At 50.5% G+C, this 22,694-nt stretch carries 23 protein-coding genes and 1 pseudogene; 5 read left to right on the top strand and 19 right to left on the bottom strand.

The window, feature by feature from the left end:
- Positions 1-147: 147 nt before the first annotated feature.
- Positions 148-1,845, bottom strand: coding sequence for a cell wall metabolism sensor histidine kinase WalK (locus tag QZT18_RS09795; protein WP_294147235.1), 1,698 nt, complete (start codon positions 1,843-1,845; stop codon positions 148-150).
- Positions 1,842-2,519, bottom strand: a complete 678-nt coding sequence (locus tag QZT18_RS09790) for a response regulator transcription factor (RefSeq protein WP_294147233.1) — start codon at positions 2,517-2,519, stop codon at positions 1,842-1,844. The genes QZT18_RS09795 and QZT18_RS09790 overlap by 4 nt, the downstream gene beginning before the upstream one ends.
- 472 nt (positions 2,520-2,991) lie before the next feature.
- On the opposite strand from QZT18_RS09790, the gene QZT18_RS09785 reads away from it, so the two are divergent.
- Positions 2,992-3,453, top strand: coding sequence for a GNAT family N-acetyltransferase (locus QZT18_RS09785; protein ID WP_294147231.1), 462 nt, complete (start codon positions 2,992-2,994; stop codon positions 3,451-3,453).
- Between the two features lie 179 nt (positions 3,454-3,632).
- Here the strand turns inward: QZT18_RS09785 and QZT18_RS09780 are convergent, their stop codons facing one another.
- The 12 genes from QZT18_RS09780 to QZT18_RS09725 form a co-directional block, all read right to left on the bottom strand.
- Positions 3,633-4,109, bottom strand: coding sequence for a hypothetical protein (locus QZT18_RS09780; RefSeq protein ID WP_294147229.1), 477 nt, complete (start codon positions 4,107-4,109; stop codon positions 3,633-3,635).
- On the bottom strand, positions 4,109-4,540 hold the full coding sequence (locus QZT18_RS09775) for a hypothetical protein (RefSeq protein WP_294147227.1): 432 nt from the start codon (positions 4,538-4,540) through the stop codon (positions 4,109-4,111). The genes QZT18_RS09780 and QZT18_RS09775 overlap by 1 nt, the downstream gene beginning before the upstream one ends.
- Positions 4,541-4,634: 94 nt before the next feature.
- Entirely contained in the window at positions 4,635-5,969 is a 1,335-nt protein-coding gene (locus QZT18_RS09770; RefSeq protein WP_294147225.1) for an amidohydrolase, read from the bottom strand.
- Positions 5,966-6,946, bottom strand: a complete 981-nt coding sequence (locus tag QZT18_RS09765) for an ABC transporter ATP-binding protein (protein ID WP_294147222.1) — start codon at positions 6,944-6,946, stop codon at positions 5,966-5,968. The genes QZT18_RS09770 and QZT18_RS09765 overlap by 4 nt, the downstream gene beginning before the upstream one ends.
- On the bottom strand, positions 6,939-7,946 hold the full coding sequence (locus tag QZT18_RS09760; RefSeq protein ID WP_294147220.1) for an ABC transporter ATP-binding protein: 1,008 nt from the start codon (positions 7,944-7,946) through the stop codon (positions 6,939-6,941). The genes QZT18_RS09765 and QZT18_RS09760 overlap by 8 nt, the downstream gene beginning before the upstream one ends.
- A 12-nt stretch (positions 7,947-7,958) precedes the next feature.
- A complete protein-coding gene (locus QZT18_RS09755) occupies positions 7,959-8,858 on the bottom strand; it encodes an ABC transporter permease (RefSeq protein ID WP_294147218.1) in 900 nt (299 codons plus the stop codon).
- Between the two features lie 37 nt (positions 8,859-8,895).
- Positions 8,896-9,825, bottom strand: a complete 930-nt coding sequence (locus QZT18_RS09750; RefSeq protein WP_294147216.1) for an ABC transporter permease — start codon at positions 9,823-9,825, stop codon at positions 8,896-8,898.
- Positions 9,826-9,907: 82 nt separating this feature from the next.
- Complete coding sequence (locus QZT18_RS09745) at positions 9,908-11,476, bottom strand: ABC transporter substrate-binding protein (RefSeq protein WP_294147214.1); 1,569 nt, start codon at positions 11,474-11,476, stop codon at positions 9,908-9,910.
- 199 nt (positions 11,477-11,675) lie between these two features.
- On the bottom strand, positions 11,676-13,031 hold the full coding sequence (locus QZT18_RS09740; RefSeq protein ID WP_294147212.1) for a sigma-54 dependent transcriptional regulator: 1,356 nt from the start codon (positions 13,029-13,031) through the stop codon (positions 11,676-11,678).
- Complete coding sequence (locus QZT18_RS09735; protein WP_294147210.1) at positions 13,006-15,069, bottom strand: transporter substrate-binding domain-containing protein; 2,064 nt, start codon at positions 15,067-15,069, stop codon at positions 13,006-13,008. The genes QZT18_RS09740 and QZT18_RS09735 overlap by 26 nt, the downstream gene beginning before the upstream one ends.
- A gap of 68 nt (positions 15,070-15,137) precedes the next feature.
- Positions 15,138-15,701 (bottom strand): YdeI/OmpD-associated family protein, encoded by a 564-nt coding sequence (locus QZT18_RS09730; protein ID WP_366925843.1) that lies wholly within the window; start codon positions 15,699-15,701, stop codon positions 15,138-15,140.
- Between the two features lie 38 nt (positions 15,702-15,739).
- The gene (locus QZT18_RS09725; RefSeq protein WP_294147208.1) at positions 15,740-16,003 is read right to left on the bottom strand and encodes a GyrI-like domain-containing protein; all 264 of its coding nucleotides are present in this window, start codon (positions 16,001-16,003) and stop codon (positions 15,740-15,742) included.
- A 136-nt stretch (positions 16,004-16,139) separates the two neighbouring features.
- Here QZT18_RS09725 and QZT18_RS09720 point away from each other — a divergent pair, with 136 nt between their 5' ends.
- Entirely contained in the window at positions 16,140-16,376 is a 237-nt protein-coding gene (locus tag QZT18_RS09720) for a hypothetical protein (protein ID WP_294147207.1), read from the top strand.
- Positions 16,352-17,212 (top strand): hypothetical protein, encoded by an 861-nt coding sequence (locus QZT18_RS09715; RefSeq protein ID WP_366925841.1) that lies wholly within the window; start codon positions 16,352-16,354, stop codon positions 17,210-17,212. Before QZT18_RS09720 ends, QZT18_RS09715 begins: the two co-directional genes overlap by 25 nt.
- Before the next feature lie 138 nt (positions 17,213-17,350).
- On the opposite strand, the gene mscL is transcribed toward QZT18_RS09715, so the two are convergent.
- Together mscL and QZT18_RS23540 are read right to left on the bottom strand one after the other, a co-directional pair.
- Positions 17,351-17,824 carry a large conductance mechanosensitive channel protein MscL gene (gene mscL / locus QZT18_RS09710; RefSeq protein WP_294147205.1) on the bottom strand — a complete coding sequence of 158 codons (474 nt, stop codon included), beginning with the start codon at positions 17,822-17,824 and terminating at the stop codon, positions 17,351-17,353.
- A gap of 203 nt (positions 17,825-18,027) precedes the next feature.
- The gene (locus QZT18_RS23540; protein WP_366925844.1) at positions 18,028-18,210 is read right to left on the bottom strand and encodes a DUF6783 domain-containing protein; all 183 of its coding nucleotides are present in this window, start codon (positions 18,208-18,210) and stop codon (positions 18,028-18,030) included.
- Between QZT18_RS23540 and QZT18_RS23535 the strand changes: the two are divergent.
- Together QZT18_RS23535 and QZT18_RS09705 are read left to right on the top strand one after the other, a co-directional pair.
- Positions 18,127-18,318 (top strand): annotated as a pseudogene (locus QZT18_RS23535) (DUF6783 domain-containing protein); the annotation flags it as partial. The gene QZT18_RS23540 and the pseudogene QZT18_RS23535 sit on opposite strands and share 84 nt — an antisense overlap.
- A complete protein-coding gene (locus QZT18_RS09705) occupies positions 18,305-19,213 on the top strand; it encodes a MerR family transcriptional regulator (protein ID WP_294147203.1) in 909 nt (302 codons plus the stop codon). The pseudogene QZT18_RS23535 and the gene QZT18_RS09705, both read left to right, overlap by 14 nt.
- Before the next feature lie 139 nt (positions 19,214-19,352).
- Here QZT18_RS09705 and QZT18_RS09700 read toward each other — a convergent pair whose 3' ends face one another.
- The 3 genes from QZT18_RS09700 to QZT18_RS09690 all read right to left on the bottom strand — a co-directional run bounded on the left by QZT18_RS09700 (position 19,353) and on the right by QZT18_RS09690 (position 22,687).
- The gene (locus tag QZT18_RS09700; RefSeq protein WP_294147201.1) at positions 19,353-19,871 is read right to left on the bottom strand and encodes a hypothetical protein; all 519 of its coding nucleotides are present in this window, start codon (positions 19,869-19,871) and stop codon (positions 19,353-19,355) included.
- Between the two features lie 73 nt (positions 19,872-19,944).
- On the bottom strand, positions 19,945-21,546 hold the full coding sequence (locus QZT18_RS09695; protein WP_294147199.1) for a sodium/proline symporter: 1,602 nt from the start codon (positions 21,544-21,546) through the stop codon (positions 19,945-19,947).
- Positions 21,547-21,697: 151 nt separating this feature from the next.
- Entirely contained in the window at positions 21,698-22,687 is a 990-nt protein-coding gene (locus tag QZT18_RS09690) for a zinc-binding dehydrogenase (RefSeq protein WP_294147197.1), read from the bottom strand.
- Positions 22,688-22,694: the final 7 nt, after the last annotated feature.

Raw genomic sequence — 22,694 nt, 5'->3', positions numbered from 1 at the left:
GCTCCCGCAATCATAATTTCCTCTTTCGGCTGTTTTGTCTTTCCCTCTTTTTCATACATGGCCTCACGCGGAGGCAGGTGTTTCCGGACGGAACCATTCTCCTTCCAAAAACACCTGCATCTCCTTCTCCTTTTTTATTATCTGCCGTCAGGCATCCTTGCCGCAGTCCAGTGTGAACCAGAACTCCACTCCGTCCTCCAGATTTCTGACTCCATATTGTTTATGATGGGACTCCATAATTGCCTTTACTATTGAAAGTCCGATTCCGCTTCCTCCATATTCTCTCGTTCTCGCCTTGTCTACCTTAAAGAACTTGGTCCACAGATTCGGAATATCCGCCTCCGGGATAGGCTGGCCCGTATTGAATACGGATACCATCACTTCCTTACCGTCCGGTTCCATGCGGATGACAATCTTTTTCTCACCCTCCGCGTGGTTAACGGCGTTGTTCAGATAATTGGTCACTACCTCCTCTATCTTGAATTCATCGCCCCAAACATAGACCGGTTCCGTGTAGCCAAAGTCTACGGTAATTTCCTTCTGCTGAAGTATCAGGCCCGCTGCCGATATGACTCCCTGGATCAGCTCCGTCAGATTAAACCGCTCCATGGCCGTCTGTTCATTGCCGAATTCCAGGGCGGTCAGGGTCAGAAGCTGTTTTACCATCTTGTTCATCTTGCCTGCCTCATCCATAATAACCTCGCAGTAGTAATCGCGGCTCTCCTTCTCCTCTGCCATTCCTTCGGTCAGTCCTTCCGCATATCCCTGAATCAGGGCAATCGGCGTTTTCAGCTCATGGGAAACATTGGCGATGAAGTCTTTCCTCATCTCGTCTATCTGCGTCTTTTCCTCAATGTCCTTCTGCAGCCGGATATTGGCCGACTTCAGCTCTCCGATTGTCTCCTTCAGTTTATCCGACAGCACATTCATACTGTTGCCCAGCGTGCTGATCTCCTCGGTCGAATGTCTCGTCTCCCTGTATTTTGCCTCAAAGTCCAGATTGGACATCTTTTCGGAAAGCCGTGACAGTTCGTGGATCGGGGATGTGATTCTGCTTGTAATAAAGTAGAGAATGATGCTGCCGACCAAAATCACGGCAATTCCCACGTACATCAGGAAACGGTTTGATATGGCCGCGCTTTCCCGGATGCTGTCGAGAGGAGTCGTCATGATAAAGATGGTCCCGTTGTCGGAGAAGAATCCCCAGCTTTCCAGGTAAAAGGTCTTGGTCCTGGGATCGTACGTTTTCTGGATCATGTAGTTTTCATGCTCCTCCATGATCTCCCGGTGAGGCGCGTTCTTTCCTACAATATACTGGCTGACCCTGTCCTTCATGATTTGAATATCTTTTACCGAGGACACAAGGATGTTGCCGTTCATGCTGTCGCAGATAAGCAGCGTAATATTGGACGTATCCCTCAGGTAGCGCACCAGCTGCGCCAGCTTTACGACTCCGCTTTCCGAACCGTCCTCATTCGTCCCTGTCTCCGGCTCTGCCGAAGAAACGGATGGCTCTTCCAATTTTAATCCGTAGTCATCACCGCCCCTTTTTCCGGAGTTTCTGTCTCTTCCGTAACCTTTGTCGGTCCCTGTTCCGTCTGCAGAAAAAAAGTCGCTGCTGCTCAGTTCATCCTCCGCCCCTTCCAGGGCGCTCCCGCCTTTTGCCTTCTCTTCCAGGACAATGGCGTCAATTGCATAGTAGGCCTTTTCCAGCACGCCAATCTTGTAATTCTGGTAATAACTCTCCAGAAACCAGTTGTTAATGCACCATGTAGCCGCCACGGCCAGAGCCATCATGCCGATAAACGTTACTGTGAATTTCCATTTCAGCGTCGTATGTCTCATCCATCCACCTCGAATTTATATCCCATGCCCCAGATGGTCTTGATATATTCCCCTTTCTCACCCAGCTTGCTGCGCAGCTTTTTAACATGGGTGTCGATCGTCCTGGCATCGCCGAAATAATCGTAATTCCATACATTGTTCAGGATCTTCTCCCTGGAAAGGGCGATCCCCTGGTTCTCCGCAAAATATGTGATCAGTTCGAATTCCTTGTAGCTCAAATCCACATTCTTTCCATCCACCAGCACCTGATGGGCCGACTTATCAATGTGTATTCCGCCTACATTGATCACTTCCTGAGACATGGTGCTGCTCCTTCGAAGGATCGCCTCCACCCTGGCTACCAGAATCTTGGGGCTGAACGGCTTGGAAATGTATTCGTCCACACCCAGACTGAAACCCTGAAGTTCGTCCTGTTCCTCTCCCCGCGCCGTCAGCATGATAATCGGAACCTGGGAATACTTTCTGATTGTTCTGCACACCTCCCAGCCGTCCATCTTCGGCATCATCACATCCAGAAGAATCAGGGCAATGTCCTTCTGATCGAAAAATACATCTATCGCTTCCTCCCCGTCACCGGCTTCCACAACCTGGAATCCCTTTACCGTAAGGAAATCTTTGACCAGTTTTCTCATTCTGGGCTCGTCATCCACTACCAGTACTTTTAATATCTCCATCTTATTCACCTCTGTGTTATCAGAATTATCAGGGGCTGATCCGGCCCTTTCTTATACAGTCTTGCCGGATAGCCGCTGTTTATCTTTGTTTTACCTGTATTTTAGCAGATTGTAAAGGGAGTTTCTACTGTTTCACAGAGATTTCACAGTGTGGGGGAGTTAGTTGAGATGCGAGGACGCCTCTGTAAGATGGCGGACGGGGTGGTGGGAGGCTGGATATGAGTCTTCAGTCCCAGCGGTTGGTTACGGTGAGGGGGAAGGAAGGTTGTCGATGGGACTGAAGACTCAGCGAAGGGGGTTGCCCCGTCCGTCATCTTCAGAGGCTGATTGTCTCTTTCGTCAAGTGCGGGGCAGGTATTGTCGCTGTCTTTTGGTGGTGTTCCCGCAGCTCAATAATGTCTGGCCATGGAAATGGTTTTCTGATAAAATATGTTTATCACCGTATCATAGGGTTGTGAAAGGAGTGCGTACCATGAAAGTGAGGCCGGCTGTAATCAATGATATAGCGGCAATTCTGGCACTTTACCGTGATCTGAATCGGGAAATGGCGGAATTACAGCCATTCTATATACGTCCCGCAGAGGAGGACAGAGAGTTTCTGGAAGCTGCTGTTGGAAGTGAAACGGAAGATATTTTAATTGCAGAGGAGGATGGAGAAGTTCTGGGAATGGCTTACATCCAGTTTGAACAAACTCCCGTCTATAAAAGTATTATTCCCCACCGTTATACCTATCTTATGGATTTTATCGTCCGGGAATCGTTACGCGGAAACGGGATTGGGAAAAAGCTGTTAGAAGGCGTGGAAAACTGGGGGAGGAGCAGGGGCTCCGAGTATATGGAATTAGATGTACTGAGCCAGAATTTGAATGCTTTAAGATTTTATGAGAAAGAAAATTTTGAGGAATCTGTGAGGGTTCTGAGGAAAAGATTGTAGGGCGGGAAGGCCGGGGCCGGAAAGACGATATCCTTCGCGTCTTCAGTCCCGGTCATAACCTGCCCGGATTTACCACCCGTGACAGCCAAAAATCCGGGAACTGGAGACTCATCTACTCCCTCTCACCATTCCGCCCCCAGCCATCCCGTCGGCGTTTTTATTTCTCAGCCAACTCCCGCTCAGTCAATCTGCGGCTTCCACTGATATCCCAATTCCCACGGGAAATAGTGGAAGGACCATGCGGACAGCTTATTTGTGTAAATCAGAAAACTCTTATAGATCTCGATAAACTCCTCTTTTGTCTCAAATTCATCCAGGCACTCCCTGAATCTGCGGCAGAATTTTCTGAGTGTGTACATGCCCGAGTATCCCAAGTATTCCGTGTAGGGAATATGGAACACCTTATAGGCATCTTTTAAATTTTCCAGTGTATAGTTTGTCTGGACGGCCAGCTTGTAAATTGGGTACATTGTGTACATGGAAAAGTCCCTGATCATGCCGTTTGAAAAATCGATGGATGTCCAGTCCTGGTCGTAGGAGCCTGCTTCGTTTCCTACGGTTGCCGTTCTGATCCTGTAAAGCTCCTCCGGCTCCTTGTCCTGCATTGCCATTGTCTCCGCCTCAATATCGAGTTTTAACTGTTCCCACTTTTTCATTACTCTTCACGTCCTTTCGTATATTCTACAATGATTGGTTTTTTCGTCGTCTTGTACTCTTCCCAAACCTTCTCTCCCACAATATCCAGAAGCTTAATCTGCTCAGGATCTTTAATAAAGCCGACGATCGGGGTCAGCAAATCTTCCGTTACTTTCCCGTAGCGCACGATCATCTTATTACCCGTCTTCTGGGAATAGGATACGACTCCCGGAGGGGTATCCTTAATTTCCATCTGGAATGGTATATCGGCCAGGCTGACCATCGGAACCCACGCATACATGGATTTTCCGGTAACCATTGCATGTTCCTGTATTGCAGTCATAGGAAGGTTGCTCCAGATTTCGTCAATGAGGTCTTTGTTGCGTACATCCTCCAGCTCCGCCTCCACCTTAATGCCGAGTTCGGGCCATTCAATAAACATCGTCTTCATTTGCTCTTCTCCTTCTTTTTGATTTGATTTTTGATTTGTTTTCTATAATTGTTTATAATCTATCTTTCCTTTCGGGAAGATGGTTATAATCTAGTCATTCGGCCGTAAGTCCTCCCTGCATCTGAATTTCGCTGAACATAGAATCCAGCGCCATGAGCAGTTCTTCCTGGGACTGGAAAAGCGGACTGTAGCCGTCAATCACTTTCCTTGCCGCCTCCGCCCCGTCCCTCAGAAGCTCTTCGGCAAGCATGAGCTGGGCTTTGGCGGAATTGACACAGGCACGCTCGGGATCTTCGATATGGTATTCCGCTCCGTGTCCCTTTCCTTTGGCACCTCCGGCTTTTGGCTGAATCGTCGGCATGACGGCCGAGAGATCTCCCATATCGGAACCGCCCCGTCCCTCCACATCGTATTTGATATCCACCTTCTCTTCTCCGGAAAGCTCGCACATACACTTCTCCGCAATTTTCATGAGCTCCCTGTTGTTAAGCTCCGGCAGGGCGCAGGGCCTGTCCTTAATCGTGAGGCCCGCTCCGATTGCATATGCAGCTCCCTTCAGCGCACGGTCCACTCTCCGGTTGGCCTCATACATCATATCGAGAGTAGAAGCCCGCACCATCGTTTCCCCGGAGACCGTACCGGGTATGACGTTGACCGCCGTCCCACCCGCCGTTATGATGGGATGTACCCGCACATGGTCCTCGTCACGGAAGGTTTCACGGATTGCATTAATGGCAGACAGTCCAAGAGACGCCGCATACAGCGCATTGACTCCCATATGGGGACCGGCCGCCGCATGGGCCGCCTGCCCATGAAAGGTAAAGCTCTTGATAATCGCCCCGTTGAGGCTCTTAATTGCGATAAAATCATAAGGAGTGTCCGTCCCCGTATGAAACAGAAAGGCCAGATCGACTTCTTTCATATACCCGCGTCTCATAAACTCATCTTTTCCGCTGAAATACCGGATCACACCACGGCTGCGCAAATCCTCCCTGAATTGTGTGGCATTGATCTCCTCGGCCGGAACGGCCATCAGACGGATTTTTCCGCACATTGTGTCAATCGCTCCCGGTTCCTTCAAGACTGCGGCAATCCCCAGAAGGGCCGCGCACTGTGCATTATGGCCGCAGGCATGGGCAATTCCGTTTCTGGCGTCCGGGTGGCCGTCACACGGCAGTGCGTCCAGTTCTGCGAGTATCAGCAGGCAGGGACCTGGACGTCCGGTGCATACATCCGTATAAAAGCCGGGTATGTCTCCCGCTTTTACCAGCGTGTAACCCAGAGACTCAAATTTTTCTTCCATGTAGGCCGTAGTCTCCCACTCCTGGAATCCGATTTCAGGGTGATGGAAAATATATTGTTCCGCTTCCAGGATGGTTTCTCTATATTGCTCGGTACATCTTACTAAATATTCCTGTGCTTTTCTCATTCCGTATCAGCTCCTTTAGCTCCTCCTTTTGTGCAGCAGTGGCAGGCTACATAATGTCCGGGGGAAATCTCCTTAAGCTCCGGTTCCGGTCCCTCACAGGCGCCGCAGGCCTCATAGCACCGCTTCTTAAACCGGCAGTCGCCGAGCAGTCCGATCGGTGAGGCCACCTCCCCCTTCAGGATAATCCTCCCGCTCCGCCTGGTAAGTTCGGGAACAGGGATGGCGGAGAGGAGCGCCCTGGTATATGGATGGATTGGATTGTCAAAGAGTTCTTCCGACGGCGCCTTCTCCACAATCCGTCCGAGATACATAACCGCTATCTCGTCGGAAAAATGGTGCACCACCGACAGATCATGGGTGATGAACATGCATGTTAGCCCCCTGTCTTCCTGAAGCTCTTTCAGGAGATTCAGAATCTGCGCCTGAATCGAGACATCCAGAGCGGAAACAGGCTCATCACAGACAATCAGCTTCGGGTGAACCGCCAGCGCTCTGGCTATGCCGATACGCTGCCTGCGGCCACCGTCCAACTGGTGGGGATATGTATTGTACCACCGCTTGGCAAGCCCCACCGTATCCATCAGTTTCAGAATCTGCTTTTCACAATCTTCCTTGTCCCCGGCAAGTTTGTTCAGGGTAATCGGCTCACCGATAATCTGGTTCACCGTCTTTCTCGGGTCAAGAGAGGCAAAGGGATCCTGGAATATCATCTGCATTTTCTGCCTGTGGACTCTCATCTGCGCCCCGTTTAATCCGGTAATATCACAGCCGTCGAACATAATCTGACCCGATGTCGGCTCGATTAGACGGAGCACGGTTCTTCCCACCGTGGATTTCCCGCACCCTGACTCGCCTACCACTCCCAGGGTGCTTCCCCTTTTAATATCAAAGCTGATATTGTCCACCGCGTGCAGGGTTCCGCGTTTTGTCTTATAATGTTTGCAGAGGTTTTTTACCTCCAGAATTGCGTCACTCAACGCCCTTCCCCCTTTCTATGGAAAATCCCGGCTCGTCGTAGCGGGAGCAGCGCACCATATGGGTGCCGCTGATATAACGGCTCTGCTGGGTACGGCATGTACACTGTTCCACCGCATAGGCGCATCGGGGAGCAAAGACGCAGCCAGAGGGCAGTCTGGTCGGATCCGGCATCATTCCCGGTATCGGGGTCAGTTTTGCCCTTCTTTCCTTGATGTTGGGAAGGGAATTGAACAGCCCCTCCGTATACGGATGTTTTGTATGGTTAAATACATCCTCCAGCGTCCCCTGTTCCACGATATTTCCTGCGTACATCACCGCCACCTTATCGCATACATCCGCCACGATTCCCAGGTCATGGGTGATTAATATCATCGAAGTGTCGTATTTTTCCCGGTAGTCTTTCACCAGCTCCAGAACCTGGGCCTGTATCGTCACGTCCAGGGCCGTCGTCGGTTCGTCCGCAATCAGAAGCTTGGCATGACAGGCCAGGGCAATGGCAATCACCACCCTCTGTTTCATCCCGCCCGATAACTGGTGAGGATAATCCCCTGCCCGCGTTCCCGGTATCCCTACGATTTCAAGCATCTCCCTGGCTCTCGCCATGGAATCCTTCACGCTGATTCCCTCGTGGATACGGATGCTCTCCGCTATCTGCTCCCCCACTGTGAACACGGGGTTCAGGGCGGTCATCGGATCCTGGAAGATCATTGAGACATCTTTTCCCCTGATTTCTTCCAGCTTTTTATCATCCATTGTGAGAATATCCTGACCGTCCACCTCTATTCTTCCCTCACAGATGCGGCCCGGAGGATCCGGCACCAGGTTGAGCATTGCCAGAGCCGCCGTCGTCTTGCCCGCCCCGGTTTCTCCAACCAGGCCCAGCGCCTCCTTTTGTCCGAGTTGCATATCGATTCCGTTCACTGCGTGCACAATGCCGCTTTCCGTCTCGTACTGCACGACCAGGTTTTCCATATTTAAGACCATTTTGCCGTCACTCATGCTTATCACCTCCTATCGTTTCAGCCTGGGATCCATTGCATCACGCATTCCGTCTCCAATCAGGTTGATGGCAAGCACGGTAATCATGATGGCAAGGCCCGGAAACAGGGTCATGTAGCTGTAATCGCGGATGAACAGCCGCCCGTCCGACAGCATGCCTCCCCACTCCGGCATCGGCGTCGGAACGCCCAGCCCCAGAAAGCTCAGAGACGAGGCCGTAATAATTGCGGACGCCACGCGCATTGTACTCTGTACGATAATCGGGGACAGCGCATTGGGAACCACATGAAAGAGAATAATCTGATACTCCCTTGCTCCGGATGCCCTTGCCGCCTCGATGAATTCCTGCTCCCGGATTGTGAGGACCGACGCACGCGCCACCTGGGCAAAGGGCGGTACGCTCACAATTCCGATTGCCAGCATCAGCACGCCGATGCTCTGTCCAAACGCAGTCGAAATACAGATGGCGAGGAGCAGGCTGGGAATCGGGCTGATTACATCCATGATTCTCATAATCAGTGTCTCAGTAATTCCGCCGTAGTACCCGGCCAGAATTCCAAGCCCGGAACCAATCAGAACGGATACCATAACGGCACAGATGCCGACGGCCAGCGAGTATCTGGCCCCGTACAGAATCCGCACGGCTATATCACGGCCGTACTGGTCCGTGCCGAAGATGTGCTGCGCCGAGGGAGGTTTCAGGGCATTTACAATATCGATCCCCACTACCTGGGTGGAGTAGTCAAACAGAAACTCCGCCAGAATGGCCACTCCGATAATCAGGGCAATGATGGTGAGTCCCGCCATCGCTCCTTTATTTTTTTTATAATCCCGCCATATTTCAGCCCAGATCCCAATTTTCTCAAATTCTTCCGGCCCGGCATCCGGCGTTTTCTTTTTTGCAGTCAACATAAGTTCACCCCTGTCTTCCAAATTTCCTGTTTCTCCGTCACCTCGAATAGCGGGCGCGGATCCTTGGATCCACAAACGCATAGATAATATCGATAAACAGCATCAGCACACTGGCCAGCATCGTGGTCAGCATGATGCAACCTACCACCGTCACCTCATCCCTTGCGTAAATTGCGTCGATCGTCATTCTTCCGATTCCCGGCCATGCAAACACGCTCTCCGTGACTACGGCTCCGCCCAAGGCCACACTGAGCTGGGTGCCCGCGGCCGTAATTATCGGAATCAGGGCGTTGCGGAGCGCATGGTGATAGATAACCTCTTTTTCACTGACTCCCTTTGCCCTTGCCGTTCTCAGATAGTCCTGCCTGATAACTTCCAGCATGGAGGAACGCGTTGTCCTGATCAGCAGGGCGGCCTGGCCTGTGCCTACCGTAATCGCCGGAAGAATGATGCTGTTCCACGATTCGTTTCCGAACGACGGAAACAGATGAAGATGCAGTGAAAATGCAATGATGAGCAGCAGCCCCAGCCAGAAGTTGGGAATGGAAAGGCCGAGAAGTCCTAGTATCATGCTAGAAGTGTCCGCCCAGGTATTTTGTCTGGTGGCGGCAATCACTCCAAACGGAATCGCGATGAGGAGCGCCACGAAAATCCCCCAGAATGCAAGCTGTATCGTGGCCGGCAACCGGCTCATGTACATCTCAAACACCGGCTCATTGGTGGAGGAAGAATGCCCCAGATCTCCTTTCAGAAGATTCCCCATATATCTCGCATACCGTATCACAACGGGATCATTTAACCCCATCTCCTCGCGGAGCTCCTCTTTTTCCTCCACGGAAAGTTCCTGTCCCATATTGACGTCCACCGAGTCCCCCGGCGCCAAATCCACAATAAAATAAACGACGAAAGAAACAGCAATCAGAATTGGTATCAGAAGCAGACAGCGTTTTATAACGTAACGGATCATTTGCTACCTCCTTTGTATATTTAAGCCTGCCTGCATCCCGCTACAAGGATGCAGGCGGCTTCGGCTTTTATGCTGCAGGCCGTCACTGCGGAATATAAACGTTCCTGAAATCCAGAATTGCTCCATTTGGCAGTGTCATGCCCTGAACATCCGCTTTCATTCCCAAATCCAGCATCTCCACCGCTATCGGATAGAATGCGGCCAGATTTGTCATATATTCCTCCAGCTCACCGTAAAGTGCCTTACGCTCATCAGGATCTGAAATTATCCTGGCTTCGTCCAGAGTTTTATCAATATACGGATCGCTGACATTCGTGTAGTTGATGCGCCCGTCCGTATGCAGAATACTTCTCAGCGCATTGTCCGGTCCGATTGTATATCCGCTCCAGCCGCTGACCATAAGCTGGTAGCCTTTTCCCTCTGCAATTGCCGCGTTGAATGTGGCGCTTTCCATAGATTGAAGGTTGACGGTAATTCCGAACTTTGCAAGCTGTGACTGGACAATCGTACAGATCGCTACGTCGTTTACCGCCTGGTTGCTGATCATGTTAATGGTAAAGCCGTCCGCATATCCTGCCTCCTCAAGAAGTGATTTTGCCTTCTCGGCATTATAGGAGTAACCTTCCACTTCGGTGAAAAATTCATTGTCGGGATGCATGACGTTGCGCATCTCCATGGCGTTACCCTGGTAAACGGCGGCGATCAGTTCGTCCCTGTTGATGGCATAAGCGACGGCCTGACGGACTTTGGGATTGTCAAACGGCGCTTCCGTCGTATTCAGACCGAGATAACGGACCGTACTGCTTGGGTACTGTGCCAGCGTCAGCTTCGGGTCATCCGCAATATATCCAAGATCCGTGGATGCCGGGCTCTGGATCATATCCACCTCCCCCGTCTGGAGGGCAATCAGCCTGGCCGCCTCCTCCGGGATGGTACGGACCACAATGCGCCTTGTCTTTGGCTCTCCGCCCCAGTAATCGGGATTGGCGGTTACGGATACGTACTCTCCGTGTTTCCATTCCTCATACCGGTACGCTCCCGTGCCGATCTGGTTGGCCTCCTCCTCACTCATCGTGTCAAATGCCTCCTGGGAGAGAATCACCAGATTCGGATCCGTGATTTTGTAAATGAAATCCATGTCCGGCTGGTTCAGGGTAATCCGGACCGTATAATCGTCAACCACTTCCACACTCTCCATGGAATCCAGTCTCGGCTTGCTGGCTCCCTGTGTCTTTCCCCGTTCATAGGTGAATTTTACGTCCTTTGCCGTAAAGTCCGAACCATTATGGAATTTGACTCTCTGGCGCAGCTTGAATTCCCAAACTGTGTCGGAAACCTGTTCCCAGGATTCGGCCAGGGACGGAGCCAGCGTATTGGTCCCGGTATCTTTCTCAACCAGCGTGTTATACACCCAGATATAAACACTCTTGGTAGACGTGGAAACGCAGTTTTGTACATCCATCGTGTCAAAACTGAGCTTGGGCGCAAATACAATCTCATCCTTGTATCCGCCGGAAGAACTCTGCCCCTGGGATGGAGCCGCCGTCTGGCCGGTATCCGTGGACGGGGCGCTCTGACATCCCACGAGAGTCGATAACGCAAGCGCAGTACAGAATACACGCACCTTAAGGGAAACATTTTTTCTCATCATAGTAACCTCCTGATTTTTTGTCTGATAGTGTTTCATCATTTATCTTTTCCTCTTGTCTATAAATAAAGCAAGTTTTGTGCCAACTTTACATATGCCGGATTTTGCCGAAAAACCGTTCTTTTCCGGCTGCAAATAATTCCGTTCCAAAAGAAAACCGGCAAATTTTTCCTGTTTTCACAGGCAAAATTTGCCGGATATCTTATATATCGTATTCCTTAATCTTATTAAACAGGCCTCTCATACTAATTCCCAGCTCCTGGGCCGTCTGCTCTCTCCGTCCATTGTTCCGTTTCAGTGCCTCCCGGATCATAATCTCCTCCACTTCTCTGATTGTCATACCTGCCAGACGGCTGCCCGGCAGATTCACTGCTGCCGCGGCCGTCTTCCCCTTGCGAACCGCATCCGGCAAGTCTTCCGCCTCAATGCGCCCGCTATGCGACAGAATCACCGCATATTCAAGAATATTGGAAAGCTGCCTGACGTTTCCCGGAAAATCATACTCCATCAGAAGCGACTCGGCCTCCGGGCTGAGCGTCAGTTTTTCCCGGTTCTGTTCTTTCTCAAACTGCCGCAGAAAATGACTGCCGAGCAGCGGAATATCTTCCCGCCGTTCCCTCAGAGGCGGCATCGTAATACTGATCACATTCAGCCGGTAATACAAGTCCTCCCTGAATGTCCCGGCATGCACCATAGATTCCAGGTCGCGGTTGGTGGCAGCCACAATCCGCACATCCAGTTTACGCACCTCATTGCTGCCAAGCGGTGAAAATTCCTTCTGCTGCAGCGCGCGCAGCAGTTTTCCCTGGAGCCCCAGCGGCATATCACCAATCTCGTCGAGAAAAATAGTTCCCTTATCGGCTACTTCGAATTTTCCCTTTTTGTCCTGCACGGCTCCGGTAAAGGAGCCCCTCTTATGGCCGAACATCTCTTCCTCCAGAAGACTCTCCGGGATTGCCGCACAGTTGATTGCCACAAAACGGTTCTTCGCCCTCCGCCCCAACTGGTGCAGCGCCTGGGCCGCCAGTTCCTTGCCGGTCCCGCTCTCCCCATAAATCATTACACTGGTGTCCACATCCTTGAGCCGCTCTATCATATCAAAAACCTTCTGGATTGCAGGGCTTTTTCCAATAATCTTATGGTAGCCGTAGTACCCCTTCAGCTCTTCCGTCAGATATTCACACTGATCATTTAAATGCTTTACATCCAACGCCTGCTTGATAAACACGTTCAGTTCGTCGATATCAAGCGGTTTCACAAGATAGGTAAATGCACCGTTTTGGATAGCCTCCACCGATGTGGGAATACTCCCGTAGGCAGTCATCATAATGACCGAAACGCTGCCGTTCTCCTTCTTTATCTGTTTCAGCACATCGATCCCGTCGCTGCTTCCTATCATCAAATCCAGAAGGATCAGGTCCACCTTCTTCTCCTTCACATATTTGATCCCCTCCTGGGCTGTGGTGGCATAGTGCACATCATACTCCTGGCCGAGCGCCAGGCTCAGGAGCGTGCACATGCTAAGTTCATCATCAATGATCAGAATACTGTTTTTCATCTTCCTCATACCTCCTGAACCGAATCAATATTTCCGTATATACACCGGCCTCGCTTTCGATCGTCAGTGTTCCTCCGTTTTCCTCCACAAACTGCCTGGTAAGAGCAAGTCCCAGCCCTGTACCGGCCTTTTTCGTTGTAAAAAAAGGATCGGTACAGCGTCTCAGCTCCCTGGCATTCATTCCAATGCCCCTGTCGAACACGGACAGGCAGGCCCATGACTCTTCCCTGTAAACCTTCACAACGATGGACGGCTCCGAATTTTCGTCACCCGGGAAATCCGCCAGCTTCTTTTCAATCGACCAGACGCTGTTAATCAGAATATTTATCAGGGACTGGCGAAGCAGATCCTTTTGGACACGGATTAAGAGCGTCTCATCCAGGTCTACGGAAAACCGGATTCGGTTTCCTCTGGCGGTTATGTTTGTCAGATACAGGCAGTTATTCACTATCTCGCCAAGCTGCACCACCTCCGACTTCTCCCTCGTGGGCCTGGAATAATTTAACAGTCCCTCCACCAGCCGGTTCATCCGATCCACTTCCTCCGGAATAAAACGTGCGAAGGCCTCCTTCACCTCCGGTCTGTCTCCCTGGGTCAGGATCAGGGAAACCGCCGTTTTCAGATTCATCAGTGGATTTTTAAGCTCATGGGCGATTCCGGCCACAAGCCTTCCCAGGACCTGGGCCTTTTCCCTCTCAAACTGTTCTTTTCTGTGCTGTTCTTCACTGGTAACGTTTTCCGCCATGAACAGCATACCGCCGGAATAATCCTTCAGGAAATGGAACCAGCAGCGGTACTTCTGCTGATTTTCACCCTCCGTGATTGTCAAAAGATAGGACTGCTGTTCCTGACGGCGAGGCAAGATCATCATTTTATCAAGTTCTTCCATTAGGCGGCCGAACAATGGGAGCTCTTTTACATTTCCCGCCTCTCCTTCCCGCTCAAAATCGCCGCACATCGACTGCGCCGCCGGATTCATCATCGTAACGCCGAAGTTCCGGTCCAGAAACAGGATCCCCGTAGGCACAGCCTCGATAATGCGGTTTCTCAGGCTGCTCTCGTTTTGCAGTCTCACGACCTGCCGCTCCAGCAGTTCATTGGCATGACGCAGCTCCTCTGTTTTTTCCGCAACCTTTTCCCGCAGCATCCTGTTTACGCGGGCGATAATTCCAATTATCAGTAATGCAGCCAGTACTACGATTCCTCCAACCGCCAGAATCCTGTATATCATATCCCTGGCCCTGTCAAGATCGCGGCTTGTAATCCATTTTTTATAGATTTTTTCGTACTCCCCGCTGGTCCTCAGTTCCGCCAGTTCCGTGTCCAGTGTCGCCCGCAGGCGCTGGTTGTCCGGATTCAGGAGGATAGAATAGCCTACCGATGTAATCTGATCATGCATTACTTTATACTGATTTTTGAATCCTTTCCTGTTCAGAATGTATTCGAGGCTCTCGCTGGTTCCGACCGCAATATCGGCCGTGCCGTTCATAAATGCCTCCGCCACGCCCATCTGGCTGGCCGCCGCTATGTACTCCTTGATTCCCATCGATTTCATATAGGCATAATCGATGGAACCCAGTTCAAATACGGCCCGGGAAAGTGACAGTTCTTCCGCCTTCTTTCCATTTCCGCCGGATGCTTCCTTCCTCACAATCATGTAGATTGTCGCCTTTGACAGTTCTCCCGTGGCCTGGTACTTTCTGCCGTCATAATTGCTGACCGGATAACCCATCACTGCATCGGCGTCGCGGACATCCAGGGCGGCAATGCATTCCTCCCGGGATGAGAACGGCAGGTATTCCACCTCCATTCCCTGCTTTCCGGCCATGGCATCCATCATATCGACATGCATTCCCGCAGCCCCGCCCATGTCATCCGTATACTGAAAGGGCGGCATATTCTCGCAGTATGCCACCCTGATTTTCGTTGTTTCCCGTGCTTCTTCCGGTTCTCCTGCCAGCAATACGGCAGGATTTACCCACAATAAAAACACGGTCGCCATAATCCATATTATTTTCCAGTTTTTCCCCTGTCTCATACTCCCTCTCTCTTTTCCCTCACCCCCGGAAATTCCCCAATTTCCGGCCGCTTAACAGAATAAAGTTCCTACATCGGCTTTAAGTTTTTATTCAGCCGGTCAACCATCCATGCAATGCGTTTTTCCCGCCCCGCATCTGTTTTCGCGTCGAGATATGCACGGGTGTAGGTCTTCTTTACCGATAGCGGCATCGCAAGAAAGTTGCTGTATGCAGGTTCATATTCTTTCAAAATCCCGGAAAGAGCCGTAATCTCCTCCTCCCCAATCACGGGCGCCTTGGGGGCATCCCATTGGCCGTTCTTTTTGGCCTCTTCTATTTTCTTCCTGCCGTAATCGGTCATAATGCCCTGCTTCTCAAGCTTTTCTGCCAGCGCCTTATTCTTTTCCGACCACTTGCTGTTCTCTCTGCGTTTTGCAAAATATTTTTTATAGCTTTTGTCGTCAATGCTCTGCATCTGCCCGTCAATCCAGCCAAAGCAGAGGGCCTCCTCCAACGCCTCCCCCGCCTTTACCGTTTTCGGACCGCCGGCCTTGCCGAACAGCAGCCAGTAGCCTTCATCCGTCAGGCAGTTGTCATTCAGCCATTTTCTAAAGTCCTCTCTGTTTGAAAACTCCAACATCCCACTCATCATAAATCCCCTCTTTCTCCCTGTTTGTTTTACCGGAATATTCATTTTACCAGAATATATATTTTCACCTCATTATCCGGATCATCGGGTGATATTACCGCCCTCTCATATTGTTCAAAATCCTCCCTGTCGTCCAGTTCCTCTTTCACCGACGGCAGCCAGGTTCCAAAAATATACTGATACGTTTTATACAGATTTCCAAAATCCCCCCGATGGGTGAAAACCGCAGACTTTCTGCGGCAGGCGCAGAAATCTGCATGCGCATGATATAATATCCGCATTACGGACATTATATCATATTCCACTTTTCCTCTCTATTACCAAAAATAAGCAAAAAATGTCATGAATGGAGGCCGCGTATCTGATAAGCTGTAACGCAGGTATCGTTATCTGTGAATGAATACGCAGATATCTCCATCTGTCACTTAAAGGAGGAAAACGATGAGAGAAACTTTTAGAACCGGAGAGGGCAGTCCTCTCCCCGACGCGCCGATCGGCAGGCTGCTCTCCGTCCTCCGCCCGCTTCTCCTCATGATACCCCTGATTCACATTTTATCCCGTTTCCTGGGGCTTAACGGGGTTCTTTTCGCAAGTCCGGCGACCAACCTGCTTTCCTCACTGGCCTGCTTCGTGATAAGGGCAACACGGTACTTGTGGTCGAACACGACAGGGATGTAATTTCGATTGCAGATTATATTATAGATGTGGGGCCGCAGGCAGGACAAAACGGCGATGAAATCGTGTTTGCCGGCAGCTATGAGGAATTACTCTGTTCCAATACCCTGACTGGACGGGCCATGTTCCGCTCCCTGCCCATCAAACAGAACCCCCGCCGGCAGACAGGGAGTCTCCCGGTACGGGACGCCTGTCTTCACAATCTAAACCATGTGAACGTGGATATTCCACTGGGAATTATGACCGTTGTAACCGGAGTTGCCGGTTCCGGAAAGAGCACCCTGATCTCCCGGGTATTTGCCGGTCTGTATGAAGATGATATCGTGATGGTCGATCAGGGACCCATTACGGCGACAAGCCGCTCCACGCCCGCCTCTTATCTCGGTTTTTTTGACACAATCCGAAAGCTGCTGGCAAGGGAAAACGGCAGACCTGAGGGACTGTTCAGCTTCAACTCCACCGGAGCCTGCCCGGTCTGCGGCGGCAGGGGTGTCATCGTGACCGAGCTTGCTTTCATGGATCCCGTCGTAACGGAATGTGAGGCATGCGGCGGACTGCGGTATAACGAGGAGGCCCTTGCCTGCACCTATAAGGGGAAAAATATCGTAGAACTACTCCGCATGACCGCGTCACAGGCTATGGAAGTGTTTGAAAACGCGAAAATCAGGAACCACCTGAAGGTGATGGAACAGGTCGGCTTATCTTACCTGACGCTCGGCCAGCCGCTCAGCACCCTGTCCGGAGAAGAGGTGGTATTTACCGGAACCCCCGCCGCCATGGCGATGAATGCAAAAACATTGACGGCAGACAGCCTGCGGGCGTCACTGAATGAAAAGTGAGAGCAACAAAGCAGGGAAGAATTGCCAATGTGGAATTCTTCCCTGCTTATCTGTAAGTGTCTGTAAGTGTCTATAATGAACCGTAATAATCCGTAACGGCCCGGGGCTGTGTTCCCGGCCGTTACAAACTCTTTTCTCCTATTCCGCCGCAACAGCCGCTTCCTTTACGGCCTCGACGCCAGCCTCAACCGGAAGTACGGATGTACAGTGCGCACATTTAGTAGCCTCAATCGGGATCTCGCTCTTGCAGAACGGACAGATCTTGGTGGTCGGAGCTGCCGGAGCTTCTTCTTCCTTACGCATCACTCTCGATGAAAGTGTATTCATCGCTTTTACAAGGCAGAAGATGACAAATGCCATAATCAGGAAGTTAATGACTGCCGTCAGGAACTTTCCATATTTTAATGTAACCTCTCCCAGAATGTTGACCGAAAGCTCATCAAAATTCAACCCTCCGAATATACCGAGTATCGGAGAGAGGATATCTTCAACCAGAGATGTGATAATGGAGGAGAACGCGCCTCCAATGATAACACCGACTGCCATATCCATCACGTTTCCACGGCTGATGAACTGTTCAAATTCATGAATAAAGCCTTTTCCCTTTCCCATATCTTTCCTCCTTAAAAATGATATAACGGCGGGTGTTTCTCTCTTTGCCGTTACCTTTTATACTACCATGAAATGACATTTTTCTCAATCATTCTACCTGAATAACGCTGATCTTACGAAACTGTTTCAACCATCGGCATCGTTCTCATTTCCCGGCTCAGATTCCCCTCCTCTTCCGCTGTTGACAAAGCGCTTTTCCATACCTATACTTGGAATATATCTGTCATTTTACTAGAGCGTGTTTGAAAATTGCTTTCCGTCAGCTGTGCGTCACACTTTGTGGGAGATTTGGGTCCAATGAAGAAGGCGTAGTGGGCTACGCCTTCTTCATTGGACCCAAATCTCCCACAAAGTGGGGCGTGCAGATGGCGGGAATGAATTTTCAAACACGCTCTAGGATTAACTGTAAAACATACGTTATCTCGGCAATGACATTTACGGATGCGGCCGCACACCGGAAGGAGAACGGAGGGGGACTCTTTGAAAACTTTTAATACGAATGAAATCTGCCAGCTATGCGACGTGAGCAGAAAACAGCTTCGCTACTATGAAGAACGCGGTATGCTGAGCCCGGTTCCCCGGTTTAAGGATAATAATTACCGGTATTATACGCACCAGCATATTTGTGAGATTGTGGCAGCCAAGGCGCTTAAGAATATAGATATGTCGCTGAGTGAAATAAAGGATATTATTTATGGCAGGAATATCGGCAGTATTCAGATGTCGATAGAGAAAAAGATGGTCGGAGCCAGAGATGCCCTTCAGGAGAGTCTGCTGCGCTATGAGCAGAGCATGATTGTTTATACGAAACTGATCGAAGCAATTTCCGTCCTGAAACTTCACGAACACAAAATTGATACGGATCTGGGATATGAGGTGGTCGATTTTCCGGAGCAGAATATGATATCACTGTCCTATCAGACCAACTTTGAGGATGAGGAATGCTACGATATCGAATACATGGCTAAAATCCAGAAAATATCCCAGGAAGTGAATGTCGCCTCCCTGGGTGCGCTTCTCTATGTGCTGTATAATCATTTTGACAGCAATACCTGCAGCTTCGACAACCAGATACACGATTACAAAATAGCCGTTCCCGTGGTGGACACGAAAAAACCGTGTCTCCATTATGATAAAATTCCGGCATTCCGCGGTGTCTGCGCCGTACATATCGGAACACCGAAGGACAAAAAGCTTTATAACACTTATACCGGCCTGCTGCGCTGGGCCAAAGCCCAGGGATATGAACTGGCCGACTGGTCCGTCGAGGAGTGGCTGATCAGCCCGATGATTACGAATAATAAAGACTTCTGGATTCTCCGGGTTATCATTCCGTTTAAAGAATATGATAAACCGGCTTCTCCGGGAGGCGTTCTAAAATCTGTTTGATATTCCACGGAGGTTTCCGTCTCAGCCATCCATATATGTGGGACCGCAGTAAGATATAGTTTCTGCGATCCCACTTCCCGTTTTGGATTTTCCCTATTCTCCGCCAATGAAAAATCCATCGTATTTACTTTATCCGCTCTTATTGTTCAATCGCGATTTTTTCCAGATCTCCGGTCAGGGAATCCAGGACCATGTATTTCTTTTCTCCGCATTCTTTATTGTAGAACTCCATGACATACAATATTTTGTAATACAGATGTGTCCTGTATTCTTCCAGTACCGGGGGAGCGTACAGGTTCTTGTATTTTATTGTAATCCAGTTTTTATTGTAATTCCAGGCCATATCCACCGCCTGTTTCTCATCGCCTTTATTGTTCAGAACCGTATACTCGGGTACTTCCATTTCTTTGGCCCCGGGCAGCAGTTGTATCTTGCCCGGAACCATATTCACTTCATCCACCCCGGCGTAATATCCGGCATACCGGCTGGTGTGTTTCGACGCCTGAAGAAGGACCCGGAATTCAAACACCCAGCATGGGCTGTAGACCGTGGACACATGGCGGCAGCAGAGGCTGGCGTACCGTTTCTTTCTGCCCAGCCGTTCAATTAAATGCTCCGGTTTAAACCGGATTCCCGTCATCACATTAATTTTCCTCATGGCAGCTCCTTCTTCCTCAGCCGTATTATTTTATAAATATGCCGGGATGTTTTATCGTATTTTATCTTATCCTTTATTGTCCTTCAATCACCATGGCAAGCTGTCCGGAGCTCATCACAATTCCAGATTTGACCACGTTGACCGGTTCGGCATCCTCAAAGGCCGCCGCATAATCAACATAATCTTCTATCTCCTTCGGCGGTTTCTGCGTCCTCAGGCTCACTACAATATAGGCTATAACCGCAATGACAAGCGCCGCGAAGAACGTATGGATGTTGGTCGATTCCTGGAGCAGATAATACCAGAATGCCCCTACCAGGGAGCCTGAAATCATTGCCGCATAAGCTCCCTCTTTTGTCCCTCTCTTCCAATAAAGACCGCCGACGATACACGGAATGAAAGCCGGGGAAAGCACGGACCAGGCGATCCAGGTGAGCTGGTATACGCCGAGCTGGAAAACGGGAATAAAGCACATTGCCACCGAAACAATTCCCAAAAGGTAGGTGGACATTCTCGTCACCTTCATTACCTGATCTTCCGACGCCGTTTTTCCGGATGCGGAATTGCGGTACAGGTCATTGCCAATGGCGGAGCCGATGACCAGCAGCAGGCCGCTCGCCGTTGACATAACTGCGGAACAGGCCCCGGCCAGCAATAGCCCGGCCAGAGGAGCCGGAAGTTTTGTCAGCGCCAGCATCGGCAGCACATACTCCGCATTGCCTCCCGGGAGCATGGAAATATCGGGATATACGACTCTTCCCACACAGCCGAGCGTATATACGCCGAAAGCCAGCATAAACCCAAACACGGCGCCGATCATCGGAACAAGACGGATGGATTTGTCATCCTTGATGGCAACCGTCTTCAGAATCAGATGGGGCTGCCCCATATAACCGATAAAATAGACAAGCGCCATACCCGCTATCAGGAGGGGCGCTCCCTTCAGGTAATAATCCTCGCCCCACAGGGTGGGAAGTCCTTCATTGATTGCATACAGTCCCGCGTTCATTCCTTCCAGACCGCCCACGCTTGCGATACAGACGGGGATTAAAATGAGCATTCCGACCACCATCAGGATTGACTGGGCAAAGTCCGTGTAAGCCACGGCCAGGTATCCGCCTGCGCCCGTATAAATCAGGATAACCGCACAGCCGAAGATCAGGGAAATGATAAATGACCAGCCCGTTACCGCCGAAACAAGGACTCCCATTGCCATATATTCCACAACGAGGCTGATGAGCATTGCAATAACCAGGATAACCACGGAAAAGTTTCTCACTCCCTTGCTGTAATAGCGGTGTCCGAAAAATTCCGATATGGTCAGTGTTTTCGCCTTCTCCGTATAGCGGCGCATTCTGCGCGCCAGGATACCGAAGTTCAGTAAAGGCCCGAACACATCGCCCGGCGCCGCCCACAATGCCGATGCTCCCGCTTCCCAGCCGTACTGCGGACCGGCTATGTACATGCCGCCTCCGAGAGAACTGGAACCGTGCGCAAGAGCCGTAATCCAGGGGCCCATGGAACGTCCTCCCACGAACCAGTCTTCCGAGTTTTTGACCTTTCTCGCCGACCAGAGTCCAATTGCCAGTATGGCAAGCATATAAACAATAAGGACCACAGGTACAATGAGCGGAATTTCGATTCCCATGGCCTGTCCGAGATTCTGAATTTTCATACTTTACCTCCTTTTTAACCTACAGCTTCCACCAGCCCTTATAAAATGTAAAAGTGGCAATTGCAGCAATCACGATTGTTCCAAGAATCAAAATACCGGTGCTGGCCGGATATCCCAAAAATAAAGTGCCTTCCATCTGTTTTCTCCTCTCTCACATCCTGAACAGGATTTTTGCCGCGCTCTTATCCACAGAACTCAGAAGTTCAAACGCCTTTCTGCCCTCTTCCAGTGTGTATTCACCGGAAATGACGGGGCTGATATCCACACGTTTTTCTGCGATAAGGGAAACCGCCTCCCTTAAATCCTCATCGGTGTACACATTGCAGCCAACCAGTGTAACCTGTCCGGCCACCAGCGCGTTAATGTCAAATATGAAATCTTTTTCAAAAATGCTGACCACATAGAGAAATCCGTTCGCCTCCACGTGCTCCGCAGCCATTGTAAAGGTGGCAGGCGCTCCGGCGGCCTCAATCACCTTGTTAAACCGGTCATTTTCATCCGGTTTTTGCACGGCCTTTGATGCTCCGAGCTTTACCGCCAGTTTGAGGCGGCTCTCCGACAAATCCACCGCCGTAATGTCATCCACCCCGTATACCTGCTTTGCCAGGGCAATCGTTAGAAGGCCGATGGGCCCAGCCCCGATCAGGGCAATCCGGTCACCCGGTTTAAACGACGCCCTGCGGCAGATATTTACGGCTACGGCAAGCGGCTCCGACAGGGCAATCTGTTTTAAATCGGCGGAATCCGGAACACGGATTAACTTTTCTTCTTTTACCGCAATGTACTGCGCAAAACATCCCTGTGAAACCTCTCCGATAAATCCCAGCGCCCCGCATGTATTGAAGCTTCCCTTCAGACAGCTTTTACACGTGCCGCACGGGACCATGGGATTGGCTGTCACCTTGTCCCCCGGTTTGAAATTTTTTACGCAGGAGCCTGTCTTTTCAATCACCCCGTCAAATTCATGCCCCATTGTTTCGGGTATGTTCTGAATGAACATACCCTTGTTATAGATGTGAAGATCGGAACCGCAGATACCGGCGTAGGCTATTTTGATCAGAGCCTCATCTTCCCCGCACTCCGGGATCTCCGTTTCCTCCGTCCTCAAATCATGAATCCCATAAAATCTGAGAGCCTTCATTTCACTC

The sequence above is a fragment of the uncultured Clostridium sp. genome (assembly GCF_900547735.1).
Classification (GTDB): Bacteria; Bacillota; Clostridia; order Lachnospirales; family Lachnospiraceae; genus Otoolea.
This window is presented reverse-complemented; position numbering and strand designations above follow the sequence as displayed.

Excerpts from the sequence above, each read along its gene's own strand:
- QZT18_RS09795 (WP_294147235.1), bottom strand. The coding sequence starts at position 1,845 with ATGAGACATACGACGCTGAAATGGAAATTCACAGTAACGTTTATCGGC.
- QZT18_RS09790 (WP_294147233.1), bottom strand. The coding sequence starts at position 2,519 with ATGGAGATATTAAAAGTACTGGTAGTGGATGACGAGCCCAGAATGAGA.
- QZT18_RS09785 (WP_294147231.1), top strand. The coding sequence starts at position 2,992 with ATGAAAGTGAGGCCGGCTGTAATCAATGATATAGCGGCAATTCTGGCA.
- QZT18_RS09780 (WP_294147229.1), bottom strand. The coding sequence starts at position 4,109 with ATGAAAAAGTGGGAACAGTTAAAACTCGATATTGAGGCGGAGACAATG.
- QZT18_RS09775 (WP_294147227.1), bottom strand. The coding sequence starts at position 4,540 with ATGAAGACGATGTTTATTGAATGGCCCGAACTCGGCATTAAGGTGGAG.
- QZT18_RS09770 (WP_294147225.1), bottom strand. The coding sequence starts at position 5,969 with ATGAGAAAAGCACAGGAATATTTAGTAAGATGTACCGAGCAATATAGA.
- QZT18_RS09760 (WP_294147220.1), bottom strand. The coding sequence starts at position 7,946 with ATGAGTGACGGCAAAATGGTCTTAAATATGGAAAACCTGGTCGTGCAG.
- QZT18_RS09755 (WP_294147218.1), bottom strand. The coding sequence starts at position 8,858 with ATGTTGACTGCAAAAAAGAAAACGCCGGATGCCGGGCCGGAAGAATTT.
- QZT18_RS09750 (WP_294147216.1), bottom strand. The coding sequence starts at position 9,825 with ATGATCCGTTACGTTATAAAACGCTGTCTGCTTCTGATACCAATTCTG.
- QZT18_RS09745 (WP_294147214.1), bottom strand. The coding sequence starts at position 11,476 with ATGATGAGAAAAAATGTTTCCCTTAAGGTGCGTGTATTCTGTACTGCG.
- QZT18_RS09740 (WP_294147212.1), bottom strand. The coding sequence starts at position 13,031 with ATGAAAAACAGTATTCTGATCATTGATGATGAACTTAGCATGTGCACG.
- QZT18_RS09735 (WP_294147210.1), bottom strand. The coding sequence starts at position 15,069 with ATGAGACAGGGGAAAAACTGGAAAATAATATGGATTATGGCGACCGTG.
- QZT18_RS09730 (WP_366925843.1), bottom strand. The coding sequence starts at position 15,701 with ATGATGAGTGGGATGTTGGAGTTTTCAAACAGAGAGGACTTTAGAAAA.
- QZT18_RS09720 (WP_294147207.1), top strand. The coding sequence starts at position 16,140 with ATGAGAGAAACTTTTAGAACCGGAGAGGGCAGTCCTCTCCCCGACGCG.
- mscL (WP_294147205.1), bottom strand. The coding sequence starts at position 17,824 with ATGGGAAAGGGAAAAGGCTTTATTCATGAATTTGAACAGTTCATCAGC.
- QZT18_RS09700 (WP_294147201.1), bottom strand. The coding sequence starts at position 19,871 with ATGAGGAAAATTAATGTGATGACGGGAATCCGGTTTAAACCGGAGCAT.
- QZT18_RS09695 (WP_294147199.1), bottom strand. The coding sequence starts at position 21,546 with ATGAAAATTCAGAATCTCGGACAGGCCATGGGAATCGAAATTCCGCTC.
- QZT18_RS09690 (WP_294147197.1), bottom strand. The coding sequence starts at position 22,687 with ATGAAGGCTCTCAGATTTTATGGGATTCATGATTTGAGGACGGAGGAA.